The organism is Niallia sp. FSL W8-1348, from assembly GCF_038006745.1.
Taxonomy (GTDB): Bacteria; Bacillota; Bacilli; order Bacillales; family Cytobacillaceae; genus Niallia; species Niallia alba.
Genome location: NZ_JBBOVV010000003.1, coordinates 292,701 through 306,776 on the forward strand (window position 1 = coordinate 292,701; position 14,076 = coordinate 306,776).

Consider the following 14,076-nt stretch of genomic DNA (forward strand, 5'->3'; position numbering starts at 1 on the left):
ACTCGTATGAGTAAAATGTTTGTGGGAGATGTTGTACCCTGTTTCTCAATGGATGGGGCGTAGATCCATCCATTGAGAAACAGGTCACCAAACGGAAGTGCGGTAGATGGAAAATAAAATCAAATGAAAAAAGGACTCTCTTCTTGTATAGTAAAGTCTGCGAAAACCACAAATACAAGGAAGAGGAGTCCTATGAAAAAAGATACCATACAATTACCCACATTAAAAGAACTGGAAAAAGATTTATTTGTTATGCTTCAAAAGACATTTGGTGAAGTTCTCACGAAGCAACTCGAAGAAATGGATCAACAGATTGCAGAAAATAGAGATAAAAAGAGATTTTACCTTCAGGATAAGCGAGCCGTAGAGATGGATACTTCATTCGGTTCTATTATCATCAATCGGAATTACTATAGGGACAGGGAAAAGGGTGGATACGTTTATCTCCTTGATCACTATTTAGAGTTTGAGGGGTCAAAAGGTTTCAGTCCCCTAGTTGAAACGATGGCAATGGAAATGGCAGTTCAAGGTACATCCTATCGTCATGCTTCCTCCATGATTGAGAAACTACTAGGTTACAAAGTAATCAGCCATGAGACTATTCGTCAACACCTTCTACAAACAGAAGTTACTTTCGTCAAGCCGACCGACCAATTGAGGAAAGTGCTCTTTGTAGAAGTAGACGGACTATATGTGAAAAGGCAACGTGGAAAACGACGTGGGCGGGAAGAAAAGATTGCTTCCGTACATGAGGGCTGGATAGTCAACGGGAAACGAACATCCTTAATCGCAAAACGTCACTATGTCCACAAAGGTAAAGAAGCGTTCTGGGAAGGATTTGAGCAGTTCTTAATAGATAATTACAACTACAATCCGAGTGAACATCACCTCGTAATTAATGGGGATGGAGCCCAGTGGATTACGGCTTGTCAGGATCACTATAAGAATGCATTCTTTGTCATCGACCGATTCCATGTAGCTCGTGAGGTTAAAACGCTTTTCAAAGGCCATAAGAGATATAGAGTCATTCGTAAGAAACTGGCTCAATATGATGCGAAAGGATTCCTAGTGGAACTTAATAGTGCAGTTGGTACTCTTGAAAACGAAAAGAAAGAAGAACGGTTAGAAGAGTTCATACAACAGCTGTCAAAATATCCTCAGGCCCTTGGAGATTATCGCGAATGGTTGAAGGAAAAAGACATAGACACAAGCCACTATCGTCCAATGGGAAGTGCGGAAGGAACGATGAGTGTATTCGCTAAACGGCTTAAAAACGGCCGCAGCTGGTGCGATAAAGGAATACAAGCATTTATTGACTTTATGGTTGGTATGAAGGATGAATTAGAAATCAAGACGATTTTAGGACGAATTAACCCTAACGATCAAACCGCTTCTGTTTCTCAGCCAAAATATTATGTGGAAAAGTTAAAGAGTTCAGTCGGAGAGCTAACAAGAAATAATTTATCATATTTAAATCGGCAAAAAGGAAAGCCGATATACCATGCTTTACAAGCCTTACGAGGTTTTTAAAAAATGAAGGAAATGAACAAAAACAAAACTAAATTGTTTAGATAACGCTTTCATTTAGGTGGGAAATATAACTAAATAAGAGGGGAGTTTTTCTATCCAAAAAAAACTCCCACAAAAACTTGACTCAATCAATCAACTCTATTAGATGGTCGGAAAAAATCACAACCATTAGAATAAAAAGAATAGGAGATAAATAGAGTAAATTCCCTTTAAAGACTATTTCGATAATCCCCTGCATAAGTTCAATTGACATCTAACTACCTCCCTTTTCTTATTTCTCTTGGCATTCTAGGTTCTCTTACAGTTTGCCTTATTTCTCTTTCTCGTCTTGGCTCATTGCTAACCCTACTTATTCTCGGCTCTTTTATGGTTCGTTCTTTACGAATTTTAGGCTGTCTGAATGCACGTTCTCGTACCCTTATTTCTCTACTATCTTTACTATCTACAGTAGTATCTTTTAGTTCTATACGACTTTTATCTTTTTCAAGCTTTTCTTTTTCCATACGTTCTCTTTTTAAGAGCGACCTATCTTTTCTTTCTGATCGATCGGATTGTGTCCTTCTTTCCGTTTCTATCTTTTCCTTGCCTTTTTTTCCTTTAAAAGCATTTATTATCAATCTTCTTAACTTAGGTACAAGCAAGAAAGATAATGCTAATAGTACAAATGGTGCTATTATCCAAAGTAATTGTGAACCTGCGTTAACCAATTCCTTATAATCAAATGGCAGCTGTACATTGTCTATAGTAGATGGTGGCTTGGTTTTCTTTCCTTCTTTTCCACTTTCAGAAATAGGAATGGCTGATACATCGGGATCACCAATAGCTGTATATTTCATATCTGCCTTCGGAATAATTATTTCTTTATTAGTAGCGTCAACTGTTGCATATTCTTGTCCACCTACAAGTATTCTTACTGTTCCTTCTGTAGGTTCATTCCAAGTGAATTTATAATCACCTGTTTCCGTTTCTTCCAAGTTTCCTTCGGTCAAAACCGGTGGCGGTTCTTCTAGTGTAGTGACTTCAATATCGGTATAACCTGTCTCCTGTCCGCTCGTGTCTGTTATGGAAAGCGTATATTCGTAGGTTGTTTCTGGCTCTACTGTTAAGTCATTGAAATATGTTCCATTTGTTTCAAATATTTTTGTTTCGGCTGCTTTTACTGATTCACCAAAAAAGAATCTTAGTAGCGCTGTTTGTTCTTGAACTGTATCCCTGTATATATTTACGTGTTTTAATTTTTCGTTGTTTGGCAATTTCCAAGATAGATCAACTCGTTTAACGTCTGGTTCTGCTGTTACTTCTTTTAATATTAAAGGTTCTGGTGTTTTAATATTTTGGATCGTTCCTTCTGTCTCAATATCACCACTATAAAGAGCTGTAATTTTGTAATTGTATGAGGAGTTGAGTTGAATACTATTATCTAAAAAAACTTCTGTTTCTTTATTCAAGGTAGTTAATAAAGTTCCATTACGATAAATTTTTATCCCTGCAAAATGAAAGTTGTTAGTAGGATTTTTCCAAGTTATCTTCACCCCTTCATTCTCATTAACTAAATTTAAGTTTGTTACTTCCTCCTTTACAACTGGGGAAAGTTTTCCTAAAACATCAAATTCATTAATGTTTATATTCGTTGATGAATAATTACTTATCGCAACATATTTAACCTTTTTATATTCGGTAATAGTAACCTTTGAATCTAAGGTTAAAGGTTCGTTTATATAACCTAGATAATTTTTTTGATAGTCAAAAAAGTGCATTCTTAACTGATTGCCAGAAGCGCGAACATAATAAGAGTTAATATCCATGATATTTTCAAACTCAAAAAACAAATGGTCTTTAACAGAATCCAAACTAGAACCACCAGATAGAGTATAAAAAGTGGAATTATTACCATCAGTCACATCATTTGTAGTATCTAAAATTAAATTGATATTCGGACCTACTTTTATATTCTTACCGTCTAATAAACCTCCACTAGCTGCATAAACATTAGTAATTGGCACTAACATAAAAACCAATCCAAAAATTAAAGCTATTTTTTTAATCAAACGATCACCTTCTCTTTACTTCTTTACTAACTACTTGGAACCGGAAATGATGAATCACCAATAGAAGGTATCGGAAAAGAAGAATTATCATCACTCGGTATAGGTACTTCCCAACTATCCTCGCTTGGTGTTGGCGCTTGGTTTTCTTGCTCGGTTGGAACAGGTGCGCTATTCTCTTGTTCTGTCAGTGTAGGAGCATTGTATTCCTGCTCCGAAGGTGTTGGTGCTTCTGCTCCATCTTCTGTTGGTGTAGGCGCTTGATTCTCCTGTTCAGTTGGTGTTGGAGCGTTATTCTCTAGTTCATTCGGAACGTTAATTGGTGGATCTTCTATCGTTTCTAATGGATTGTCTATATTAAATCCTCCTGTCGGATCATTCCGTTCTTCTATTTCAATTGATTCATTTTTAATATCATTTTCTGAAAAAGTAGAATCCCCTAGTCCTTCTGCTTCTTCTCCAGTAGGTGGCGACAAGTCTATATCCTCCATCAATGTTGGCATTTCTGGCTCACTCGGTAGATCAGGAGCGCTTCCTAATGTATCTGTTAATACGTCTGTCATATCTGACTTTAACCTCGGCGCCATTGTGTTCTCGAATAAGTTTTTCATATCCGACTTGATTCGTGGCGCTACTGTGTCCTCAAAAAGATTCTTCATATCGTTTTTCACTCTTGGTGCAATTTCATCTGCAAATTGTCCTGCAACAACATTCCAATTCGGCATTTCTGGCATATTACTAGCAATTTGATTAATCTTGCTCATATAGGTATCCCATTCTGGACAATCAAAGACAGCACACGAATTAGTAATCGTACAAGATATATTGTCGCTTCCTCCATTGCTTCCTCCTGCATCACCGCCACCGCTGCTTGTATCTCCTGCGGTAAAATTAACTGTTTCAGCAGCAGGGTTAGTGGAATGGGCGATAACAGCATATATTTCTCCGCCATCATCACTAACCAATTTCATAAAGATTGCTCCGTCTGGTGCGGTAACACTTCCAGGAACAGCGTTGCTCCCTATCAAATTGTCAGAGCCTTCACCATACCACAACACCCTTCCGCTTCCTGCTCCGTCTACAGTTACATCTAACCAATAATCATCATGGTTAGTTCCATCTGGTGTCAGATAAGAAGTTTCGCTTGTTGTTCCAAAATAGCCATAATCTAGACTTGCTGCTAGAGTGGTTAAAGGAAGGGAAAACACCGATATAAGAAGGGTTAATACACTAAGTTTTTTAAACATATAATAAACCTCACCCTCTACCTATTAAAAAAGGAAGTAGCCTTAACTACTCCCTTTCTTAGTTTAAGGCTATTATGCCCCTCTGCTTGAACCACCACGGAAAGCATTAACAATAAGCGTGATAAGTTTTGGTACGAACTTGAATGCTAAACCTAATAATACAAATCCCCCAACTAAACCTAGTAATGCAGCACCGCTTGTAACAAGATCGCTAACGTCAAATGGTAATGTAACTCCTGTGAAATCTAATGACATAATAAATTTCCCCCTTAAATATTTTTAATTTTTTTATTAATCTAGCAAAGCTAGTAATTCCTAATAATGCCGTATTTCGTAATCATCATCGTCTTTTTCTTCTTTGTCACTAGCAGCCTTTTTAAAAGCTGCAATAACTATTGTGATAATCATACCAACTGCCATTAAAGCAACAACCATCATCACGCTTGGCATAGAAGTTTTAAGGAGCATTTGGACATACCCCCAAAACTCTGCCATTCTTTCTTCTGTAAAAAAATTAATTTCTGGCATGGGATTAAGTCTGTTTTCCGTTACGGATAGCGTTAATAACTACATTCAACAGCATACCTACTGCAATAATGGCGACGATAACCATTAAGAACGAAGCAACTGTTTTAAGAAAGTATCCGAAAGAGTTCCAGAAGAATGTCCAATTCCATACACCACTAAGATTCAAAGCTTCTCTCCCCCTTCTACTGTTTCAACTTCTTATTGATCTCTAAGATCGTGAGAAATAAAGTAGTTAATACAGTCCATGTGATCAGGCTAATCATAATGTCTGGGTTTCCTAAGAAGACTTTAAATGCAAATGCCATTAGACCGCCTATTTCCATCTACTAGCACCCCTTGTCACTGCATGAACAAGTAAATTAACAATAGGGTAAGTAAGTACACATGCACCCATAAAAACGATATACATAATGACTATTTCTTTAGGTGTAAAAGCAAAAAGTTAATGGAGTATTAATTTAGATGTAAAATTTATGAACAAGAGCAGTTTTGACAATATTATTTACACATCCCTCATTTAGCCATGTATCCTCATTAAAAGAAGATGACCCATATAAGCGGCAAAGGAGTGGAATTTCCTCCCCGCTTATACGAGATCATCTTCTTTATTATAGCTCTAGTTCTCCCATTCTAAGGAGTTCTACAACAGCCTGTGAACGCCCCTTCACGCCCAGCTTCTGCATAGCATTAGAAATATGATTTCGAACTGTTTTTTCGCTTATGAATAAATCACTCGCGATTTCCTTAGTCGTTTTATCTTGGACTAACAGTTCAAATACTTCTCTTTCTCTTTTGGTTAATAATGGCTTGTGAGTAAATTCATTCTCCTTCAAGTAGTGTAACCCTCCTTGCCTTTGCCAGCTATGAACTTTGGGATGGGTATAGTTATAGTCTGAATATATTATGTAAGATGACACCTTGGAGTGACTGGATTTATAGAAATTAGGGAAGGTTTTTTCTGTTTTTAAAATTTCTTTCCATTACAATCATTTAACAAAACAATTAAGCATTTATTAACCTTCCCCATTAACAGATAGTGTACATTTGATATTTAGATGGTCGAGTGAAAAATCCACTATATTCTCCCTCCTTTTTCCTAACTTCTTAAAAATCCATGTTATAATTTAAGCAACGAGTAATTATGCAGTAGTTTAATTTCTGTTATCAAAGGAAGTTTTGGTGATATAAATGGACTTAAACATAGATTTTCTAACAAACCTACATAAAGAATTACTTCAGGATATGTACTTTGATTATGATCGGATAGGCACTCCCTATATTGATATCGTAACGATTATGGGTGGGCTATTTTACTTTGAACAACAAACGAAAAAGGCAAGAAAGAATAACTGCTTAATCATTCCCGTTTTCCATGTAAGTCACTGGGAAAAAAATAGGGATGTCTTAGAAATGCTTCTTGATTGGTTAATGGAAGAACCTGTTTATCTTCAGTTCCAACAAATTGATGTGGAATTAATGTCTCCTTCTTTTTATCTTCCTAATAATTATGAAGTAACATTATTTTTCGATGATATGGAATCATTAGTCGGTGTTGCGAAAAATAATTGCTCAGCTTCACCTATTGCCTCTGATTATCTTCGACTTATAAACAAAGAGAATGAGCGGGGTAAGCAAGAAAAATTAGCTGTTTTTCTAAGAAGTAACGTCTCTGCTTCTGGTGAGATTATTGCATTAGATTCAACAATCTATAAGAAGATCTCTAAAAAATTATCAACCGTTAGCACTTGTTTACTCGTATCGATTGCTGCAGTGAAAACGTACTTTAACGGTGGAAGCACTGTATATGTCTATCAAAATAGCAAAATCAATAGAAATGTTTGTATCGATTGGAATGTATTGCACAAATCTACTCATCCGAAAACTTTTAAACTATTAAATGATCTCTATACAAGCTTGGATCTTAATTTAACTATCAAAACTCCTGTATTGCATAAACCTTTACAAATAGGCATAAACGAAATACCAAAAGAATATAAACTACAAATCAAAAATACTATTGACTGTGTGCGAATAAAAAGAAAAGGAAAAGCAGCTGTTACCTTACCATGTGGAATTTGTTTGCCATGCTTGCAAAGAAAAATCACTTTATCTGCAAGTAATAATGAAGTATATGATACATTGTATGAGTATGATTATGGTCAAAAGGTTGCAAATCTGGAAAAAGAGGAAGATAAACGAATCTTAACAGAGACTTTGCAGCATCTAGAAGCTACTATAATTTATTTAGAGAATAACTTAAGCGAACTGGCTAGCGAGGAAAAATCAGTAGCAACTGAATTTATTTTCGCCTATCGTCAATTCAAAGAAAAATATTAGCCGAAAAAAGACCACCAAATGGCGGTCTTTTTTGATTAATGATCACTTCCAAAGAAGTTTTTAAATGCTTGGAACGTTGTTTCACGGTTCAAGGCAGCAATAGATGTTGTCAATGGAATTCCTTTTGGACAAGACTGCACACAGTTTTGAGAGTTACCACAGTTAGCTAGTCCACCATCTCCCATTATCTCTTGTAGTCTTTCCTCTTTATTCATTTCACCTGTTGGATGAGAATTGAATAGACGAACTTGAGAAAGCGGTGCTGGTCCCATGAAATTAGATTTACTGTTTACATTTGGACATGCTTCTAAGCAAACTCCACATGTCATACATTTAGATAACTCGTATGCCCATTGGCGTTTTTTCTCTGGCATTCTTGGACCAGGCCCTAAATCATACGTTCCATCGATTGGAATCCATGCTTTGACTTTCTTTAAGCTATCAAACATGCGGCTTCGATCTACTTGGAGATCGCGGACAACAGGGAATGTTCTCATTGGTTCCAAACGAATCGGTTGTTCTAATTGATCAATTAGAGCTGTACAGGATTGTCTAGGCTTTCCATTTATGACCATTGAACATGCCCCACATACTTCTTCTAAACAGTTCATATCCCAAGAAACTGGAGATGTTTTTTCTCCCTTGGTTGTTACAGGATTTCTGCGAATTTCCATTAGGGCAGAAATCACATTCATATTAGGTCGATATGGCAAAGTGAATTCTTCTACATAAGATGGTGAATTAGGGTCATCTTGTCTTGCAATTTGAAAAGTAACTGTTTTTTGTTCCCCCATTTTATTTCACTCCCTCTTTTTGCTTTGAATAATCTCTTTTTCTAGGTTTGATTAATGAAGTATCGACTTCTTGATAATGGAGATCAGGAGCCTTATCTTCCCCAACAAATTTAGCCATTGTTGTTTTTAAGAAATCCTCGTCATTTCTTTCTGGGAATTCTGGTTTATAGTGCGCTCCACGGCTTTCGTTTCGATTGTATGCACCGAGTGTGATAACACGTGCAAGATGAAGCATATTCTGTAATTGACGAGTGAATACTGCCCCTTGGTTAGACCATTTTGCTGTATCATTAATATTAATATGTTTATATCGCTCTAACAGCTCTTGAATTTTATCGTCTGTTGCTAATAATTTATCGTTGTAACGAACAACTGTAACATTATCGGTCATCCATTCTCCTAATTCCTTATGTAGAACATAAGCATTTTCTGTTCCATCCATTTTCATAATATCCTGCCATTTAGATTCTTCTTCTTTAATAGCGGAATCATATAAGGAAGTAGATAAATCTTCTGCACTTTTGCTTAATCCACTTATATATTTAACTGCATTCGGGCCTACAACCATTCCACCATAAATCGCTGAAAGTAAGCTGTTTGCTCCTAAACGGTTTGCTCCATGCTGAGAGTAATCACATTCTCCTGCTGCAAATAGACCTGGAATATTGGTCATTTGATCATAATCCACCCATAATCCCCCCATTGAGTAATGAACTGCAGGGAAAATTTTCATCGGAAGTTTACGTGGATCTTCGCCAGTGAATTTTTCGTATATCTCAATAATGCCACCTAATTTAATATCTAATTCTTTAGGATTTTTATGAGATAAGTCTAGATACACCATATTTTCCCCATTGATGCCGAGCTTTTGGTCAACACAAACATGGAAAATCTCACGTGTCGCAATGTCCCTAGGCACAAGGTTTCCGTAGGCTGGATATTTCTCTTCTAAGAAATACCACGGCTTCCCATCTTTATATGTCCAGATACGTCCGCCTTCCCCACGAGCTGATTCACTCATTAAACGCAGTTTATCGTCACCAGGAATAGCAGTTGGATGAATTTGGATAAATTCCCCATTAGCATAATAGGCTCCCTGTTGATACACAACAGATGCTGCTGAACCAGTGTTTATAATAGAGTTCGTAGATTTTCCGAAGATAATTCCAGGGCCTCCAGTTGCCATGATAACAGCATCTGCAGGGAAGGATTTAATCTCCATTGTTTTTAAGTCCTGTGCTTTAATCCCTCTACATACACCTTCTTCATCTGTGATAATACCAAGGAATTCCCAGCCTTCATACTTAACTACAAGCCCATCAACTTCATATCTTCTAACTTGTTCATCTAAAGCATATAGAAGCTGTTGTCCTGTCGTTGCCCCAGCAAAAGCTGTTCGGTGATACTGTGTTCCTCCAAAACGGCGGAAATCAAGTAACCCTTCTGGTGTACGGTTAAACATTACACCCATTCTATCCATCAAATGAATAATTCCAGGGGCTGCTTCAGCCATCGCCTTGACAGGTGGCTGGTTTGCTAAGAAATCTCCGCCATACACTGTATCGTCAAAGTGCTCCCACGGAGAATCTCCTTCCCCCTTCGTATTTACCGCTCCATTTATTCCACCTTGGGCACAAACGGAGTGTGATCTTTTTACAGGTACAAGGGAAAATAATTCTAAAGGAGTCCCTGTCTCTGCTACTTTGATTGCTGCCATTAGTCCTGCTAAACCACCGCCAACGATGATAACTTTCCCTTTCTTCATAACAAACGTTCACTCCTTCATCTATTGCTCTACTAAACTACTATTTATTAAACAAACGCGAATATTGCTCGTACACCTACTATTGTTAATGCAACAAATATTCCTAGCGTTACATATGTATTAATTCGTTGAGATTTAGGAGAAACAGTGATTCCCCAGCTTACACAGAATGACCACAATCCATTAGAGAAGTGGAAAATGGTTGAGATAACTCCTACTAAATAAAAAATAAGCATCCAAGGGTTTGCCAAATTTTCGCTCATCATCTCATAGTTCACTTCTTGCCCTAATTGAGCGGCTACCCTTGTTTCCCATACATGCCAAACAATAAATATTAATGTAATGATCCCTGTCACCCTTTGAATATAGAACATCCAATTTCGGAAAAATCCGTAGTTTTTAGTATTATTTTTGGCTGTAATCGCAATATAAATTCCATATATTGCATGATACAATATCGGTAAAAATATTACAAAAATTTCTAAAAAATACCGAAAAGGTAAATGCTCCATAAAGCCAGCTGCCTTGTTAAAGGCTTCTGCGCCTCTAGTTGCAAAGTGATTGACAACTAAATGTTGGATCAAAAATACTCCCACTGGAATCACCCCTAATAAAGAGTGAAGCCTTCTGAATAAAAACTCTCGATTTGCTGCCATAAAATTCCCCCCCTAATTGATGACATACTCCCTTTGCCTCTAAAGCGATAACAAAACCAAAAATTCTTACAATTTAGTGACAATTTAATTGTACTCTTAAAAAAAAATGCGGTCAAGAAAACGGATACATTAAATAAATTTTCTTTCGCTTTTTTTCTATTTATATGTGAAAAAAAGTAAAAATTTCCTCCTTTCTATTATTCGCATAAATTTATCACGCAAATCAAATAATAGAATTATCACCAAAAGCTTTTATACTTAACGGTAACATTGTAAATCCCTAAAGTTTTAAACAACTTAGAATATTGTGTAATTACAAACTACATTGTCCTTGTAAGTACTTTTTAAACTTTCTAATTTAAATATCATTCGTTTTTCTTATGATTTTTTTCCGTTTTTACAGTATACTATTTAGACAATATATTTTATTCTATTTTATTTGGAATCCATTCTTCTTCCTAAACAATGGTATGGAATTACCGTGAATACTTAAAATGGTTACTTTTTTTAGAAGATAATTCTTGTAATTAAGTGAATATAATAGAATGGTAGAAAGAGGAGAGCATATTGAGTGATTTAACATCCGTAGAAGAAAAAACACAAGTGGAAACTGACCCACTTACTGTTCCCGCATATGGATACGAATTAATTCGAGAAATACTTATCCCAGAATTATTAGGTCGAGATACTCCTGACCTATTGTATTGGGCAGGTAAACGTATTGCTCGATTATTTCCTTTACATGCAATAGAAGAAGCTTATACCTTTTTTCAAAAAGTCGGATGGGGAAATTTAGAAGTAGTTAAACAAACAAAAAATGAAATTACTTATCAATTATCCAGTGATCTTATCGAAAAAAGATTAAAAGAAAAAGGGAAATGTACATTTCAACTTGAAGCTGGTTATTTAGCACAGCAATATGAACAAACGAAAAAAGTTATTGCTGAGGCCTTTGAAGACCCAAAAAGAAAAGATAAAAAAATAACCATTACGGTTCGTTGGGATAGTAAAGATCCAGTAGTAGAATAAAGAGATGACTCCATATGACGAAAGGAATTTTTTATTAGTTCCTTGTTGCCATATGGAGTTTTTTTAAATAGTAAATGTATTTATCTTTTCTTGAAGTTCGACAGCTACATCTGATAATGAGCTGGCTGCTGCTTTTATTTCCTGCATTGCGGCTAATTGTTCTTCTGTTGAACTTGCCATTTCCTCTGAGTAAGCTGCATTCTCGCTTGAAATAGTTAATAATTCATTGGCTGATACACTTACAGCTTGTACCTGCTCTGCTATTTGATTAGACAGGTTAGCAACTTCCGTCATTTGTGGTGAGATAGTTTTTACGCGCTGAATAATACCATTAAAAGCTTCTGTCGTTTGCTTTGATGCCAATATTCCATTTTGAACACTTTTCGTAACTGCCCCCATCCCTTCGACGGTCGTTTTTGTATTCATAAGAATGTTTGTAATAATATCACCGATTTCTTGCGCAGATTGTTCGGACTGCTTGGCAAGTTTTCCAACTTCCGTCGCAACTACGGCAAATCCTTTTCCATGCTCTCCTGCTCTTGCTGCTTCTATTGCAGCATTTAAGGCAAGCAAATTAGTTTGGTTAGCTATGCCACTAATAGTCTCTACAATAGATTCTATTTCTTGCGAGCGTTCTTGTAAGGACAGTATTTGCTGGTTCGATGATTCCACCGAATGATAAATTTCATTCATCTGGCTCAGCGTATTGTTTACTGTATTCTCTCCTTCTTGCGCCTGTATGACCGTCTCATTTGTCAATGTGGAAACAATTTTTGCACTTTCAGCAACTTTGTTAATATGATTCTCTATGTCCTTTAATGCATTAGTATTCTTTGTTAAATTATCTTTTTGCATTTCAGCCTTACTTGCTACTTCTTCCAATGCCCCAGCAACGTATTCAGATGCTGAAGCTGTTTGATCCGAGCTTGCAAGCAATTGCTCAGAAGAAGCTGCAACATGTTCCGATTTTTCATTTACATCTTTTATAATATTATGTAGATTTTCAGCCATATTCTTAAATGCTAGAGCTACTTGGCCAATTTCATCTTCTCTAAGAATGTCTACTTTCTCTGTTAAATTCCCTTCATTCATTTTTATTGCTGATTCCTTTAATTTGTTTAATGGTTTAATAAAAGAATTGATAAGTATGAATATAAAGAAACCGCTCACTAATAGAGAGACCACTATTACTAAAACTGTTTGATATAGTATAGGAAAAGTCATATCATTAATTTCTGATTTATCTACAACACCAGCGAGTTTCCAGCCCACTGTTTCATTGGTTATATATTGCATAATATATTTATTTCCACCGTCAGTTAGATCGATACTTCCCTCGTTTTTGTCAAACATTTGATTGAACACAGACTGTTTCGCAGTTGTACCTGCTTCTTCTTTAGGATGAACGATATATTTTTTATCTTGATTAAAAATAATGATAAAGCCTTTATCTCCTATTTTCACATCTGAAACTAAACTTTTTATTCGCTCTAAGCTTACTTCCATCCCTACTACACCTTTTTTATCCTCCGTCTGCTTTGAAACTGCAACAACTAAACTGCCTGTGGCAATTGATGTATAAGGACTAGAAACATAAACAACCCCTTCTTTTTCCATCCCGTTTGTATACCATGCATCTTTCCTTGGATCATAGCCTTTACCAAGAATGCTATTAGGAGATTGGATGAGTGTTCCTGCTTTCGAACCAAAGAAAACGCTATCAATTTCTGGGTTCAATTCCATGTATTTATCAAATTCTGTCCTTACCGTCGTGTTGCTTTCTTCTGATTGTTCATCAAATTTAATTTTCTCCGAATAAATAACCGTTTGATAAATACTGGTACCTAATGTATTTCTAATGATATTGTCCACAATTTTCACATTTTCATGGGAAGTGTTTAAAAATTGATTTTCCATTTCATTTCTCGCTTTTATATAAGAAAACGTGCTTATAATTAAACTTGGAATAATTAAAATTAGGGCAAAAGAAATAATCATTTTTGTTTTCAACTTAATCTTAAATCTTTTCGAACTGTTTTTTGTGGTTCTATTTACTCTATCCCAAATCTTCATCTTCATATCAGGACCTCCTTTATAGTAAAATATTCCTCTTTTCCTATCTTACCATATAAATTAAGCGTTTTC

At 36.0% G+C, this 14,076-nt stretch carries 15 protein-coding genes; 3 read left to right on the forward strand and 12 right to left on the reverse strand.

Going from position 1 to position 14,076, the window contains the following annotated elements:
* The first annotated feature begins 192 nt into the window (after positions 1 to 192).
* Positions 193 to 1,530, forward strand: coding sequence for an ISLre2 family transposase (locus tag NST60_RS24195; protein WP_169187606.1), 1,338 nt, complete (start codon positions 193 to 195; stop codon positions 1,528 to 1,530).
* A gap of 124 nt (positions 1,531 to 1,654) precedes the next feature.
* Here NST60_RS24195 and NST60_RS24200 read toward each other — a convergent pair whose 3' ends face one another.
* The 8 genes from NST60_RS24200 to gerE form a co-directional block, all read right to left on the reverse strand.
* Positions 1,655 to 1,783: a hypothetical protein gene (locus tag NST60_RS24200; protein WP_341100606.1), complete on the reverse strand. Its 129-nt coding sequence runs from the start codon at positions 1,781 to 1,783 to the stop codon at positions 1,655 to 1,657.
* 4 nt (positions 1,784 to 1,787) lie between these two features.
* Positions 1,788 to 3,578 carry a hypothetical protein gene (locus NST60_RS24205; RefSeq protein WP_101730687.1) on the reverse strand — a complete coding sequence of 597 codons (1,791 nt, stop codon included), beginning with the start codon at positions 3,576 to 3,578 and terminating at the stop codon, positions 1,788 to 1,790.
* Positions 3,579 to 3,604: 26 nt separating this feature from the next.
* The gene (locus tag NST60_RS24210; RefSeq protein WP_224427765.1) at positions 3,605 to 4,822 is read right to left on the reverse strand and encodes a hypothetical protein; all 1,218 of its coding nucleotides are present in this window, start codon (positions 4,820 to 4,822) and stop codon (positions 3,605 to 3,607) included.
* A gap of 72 nt (positions 4,823 to 4,894) precedes the next feature.
* Complete coding sequence (locus NST60_RS24215) at positions 4,895 to 5,077, reverse strand: hypothetical protein (protein WP_101730685.1); 183 nt, start codon at positions 5,075 to 5,077, stop codon at positions 4,895 to 4,897.
* A gap of 60 nt (positions 5,078 to 5,137) precedes the next feature.
* On the reverse strand, positions 5,138 to 5,350 hold the full coding sequence (locus tag NST60_RS24220) for a hypothetical protein (RefSeq protein WP_101730684.1): 213 nt from the start codon (positions 5,348 to 5,350) through the stop codon (positions 5,138 to 5,140).
* A gap of 4 nt (positions 5,351 to 5,354) precedes the next feature.
* On the reverse strand, positions 5,355 to 5,516 hold the full coding sequence (locus tag NST60_RS24225; RefSeq protein ID WP_101730683.1) for a PTS ascorbate transporter subunit IIC: 162 nt from the start codon (positions 5,514 to 5,516) through the stop codon (positions 5,355 to 5,357).
* A 16-nt stretch (positions 5,517 to 5,532) separates the two neighbouring features.
* The gene (locus NST60_RS24230) at positions 5,533 to 5,673 is read right to left on the reverse strand and encodes a hypothetical protein (RefSeq protein ID WP_224427767.1); all 141 of its coding nucleotides are present in this window, start codon (positions 5,671 to 5,673) and stop codon (positions 5,533 to 5,535) included.
* A gap of 285 nt (positions 5,674 to 5,958) precedes the next feature.
* Positions 5,959 to 6,183: a spore germination transcription factor GerE gene (gerE, locus tag NST60_RS24235; RefSeq protein WP_016201768.1), complete on the reverse strand. Its 225-nt coding sequence runs from the start codon at positions 6,181 to 6,183 to the stop codon at positions 5,959 to 5,961.
* A 355-nt stretch (positions 6,184 to 6,538) separates the two neighbouring features.
* Here gerE and NST60_RS24240 point away from each other — a divergent pair, with 355 nt between their 5' ends.
* A complete protein-coding gene (locus NST60_RS24240) occupies positions 6,539 to 7,687 on the forward strand; it encodes a hypothetical protein (protein WP_101730682.1) in 1,149 nt (382 codons plus the stop codon).
* 35 nt (positions 7,688 to 7,722) lie between these two features.
* On the opposite strand, the gene sdhB is transcribed toward NST60_RS24240, so the two are convergent.
* From sdhB to NST60_RS24255, 3 genes are read right to left on the reverse strand one after another with little or no spacing between them, the layout of a single operon-like run.
* Positions 7,723 to 8,481: a succinate dehydrogenase iron-sulfur subunit gene (gene sdhB, locus NST60_RS24245; RefSeq protein WP_016201770.1), complete on the reverse strand. Its 759-nt coding sequence runs from the start codon at positions 8,479 to 8,481 to the stop codon at positions 7,723 to 7,725.
* Position 8,482: 1 nt separating this feature from the next.
* Entirely contained in the window at positions 8,483 to 10,246 is a 1,764-nt protein-coding gene (sdhA, locus tag NST60_RS24250; RefSeq protein WP_016201771.1) for a succinate dehydrogenase flavoprotein subunit, read from the reverse strand.
* 47 nt (positions 10,247 to 10,293) lie between these two features.
* On the reverse strand, positions 10,294 to 10,902 hold the full coding sequence (locus NST60_RS24255; protein ID WP_016201772.1) for a succinate dehydrogenase cytochrome b558 subunit: 609 nt from the start codon (positions 10,900 to 10,902) through the stop codon (positions 10,294 to 10,296).
* A 567-nt stretch (positions 10,903 to 11,469) separates the two neighbouring features.
* Here NST60_RS24255 and NST60_RS24260 point away from each other — a divergent pair.
* Positions 11,470 to 11,931: a YslB family protein gene (locus NST60_RS24260; protein WP_169188937.1), complete on the forward strand. Its 462-nt coding sequence runs from the start codon at positions 11,470 to 11,472 to the stop codon at positions 11,929 to 11,931.
* A gap of 63 nt (positions 11,932 to 11,994) precedes the next feature.
* Here the strand turns inward: NST60_RS24260 and NST60_RS24265 are convergent, their stop codons facing one another.
* Positions 11,995 to 14,010 carry a methyl-accepting chemotaxis protein gene (locus NST60_RS24265; RefSeq protein WP_341100612.1) on the reverse strand — a complete coding sequence of 672 codons (2,016 nt, stop codon included), beginning with the start codon at positions 14,008 to 14,010 and terminating at the stop codon, positions 11,995 to 11,997.
* Positions 14,011 to 14,076: the final 66 nt, after the last annotated feature.

What these genes read in the sequence shown, in the direction of transcription:
- NST60_RS24195 (WP_169187606.1), top strand. Translation starts at nt 193, where the DNA reads ATGAAAAAAGATACCATACAATTACCCACATTAAAAGAACTGGAAAAA.
- NST60_RS24200 (WP_341100606.1), bottom strand. Translation starts at nt 1,783, where the DNA reads ATGTCAATTGAACTTATGCAGGGGATTATCGAAATAGTCTTTAAAGGG.
- NST60_RS24210 (WP_224427765.1), bottom strand. Translation starts at nt 4,822, where the DNA reads ATGTTTAAAAAACTTAGTGTATTAACCCTTCTTATATCGGTGTTTTCC.
- NST60_RS24215 (WP_101730685.1), bottom strand. Translation starts at nt 5,077, where the DNA reads ATGTCATTAGATTTCACAGGAGTTACATTACCATTTGACGTTAGCGAT.
- NST60_RS24220 (WP_101730684.1), bottom strand. Translation starts at nt 5,350, where the DNA reads ATGCCAGAAATTAATTTTTTTACAGAAGAAAGAATGGCAGAGTTTTGG.
- NST60_RS24230 (WP_224427767.1), bottom strand. Translation starts at nt 5,673, where the DNA reads ATGGAAATAGGCGGTCTAATGGCATTTGCATTTAAAGTCTTCTTAGGA.
- NST60_RS24240 (WP_101730682.1), top strand. Translation starts at nt 6,539, where the DNA reads ATGGACTTAAACATAGATTTTCTAACAAACCTACATAAAGAATTACTT.
- sdhB (WP_016201770.1), bottom strand. Translation starts at nt 8,481, where the DNA reads ATGGGGGAACAAAAAACAGTTACTTTTCAAATTGCAAGACAAGATGAC.
- sdhA (WP_016201771.1), bottom strand. Translation starts at nt 10,246, where the DNA reads ATGAAGAAAGGGAAAGTTATCATCGTTGGCGGTGGTTTAGCAGGACTA.
- NST60_RS24255 (WP_016201772.1), bottom strand. Translation starts at nt 10,902, where the DNA reads ATGGCAGCAAATCGAGAGTTTTTATTCAGAAGGCTTCACTCTTTATTA.
- NST60_RS24265 (WP_341100612.1), bottom strand. Translation starts at nt 14,010, where the DNA reads ATGAAGATGAAGATTTGGGATAGAGTAAATAGAACCACAAAAAACAGT.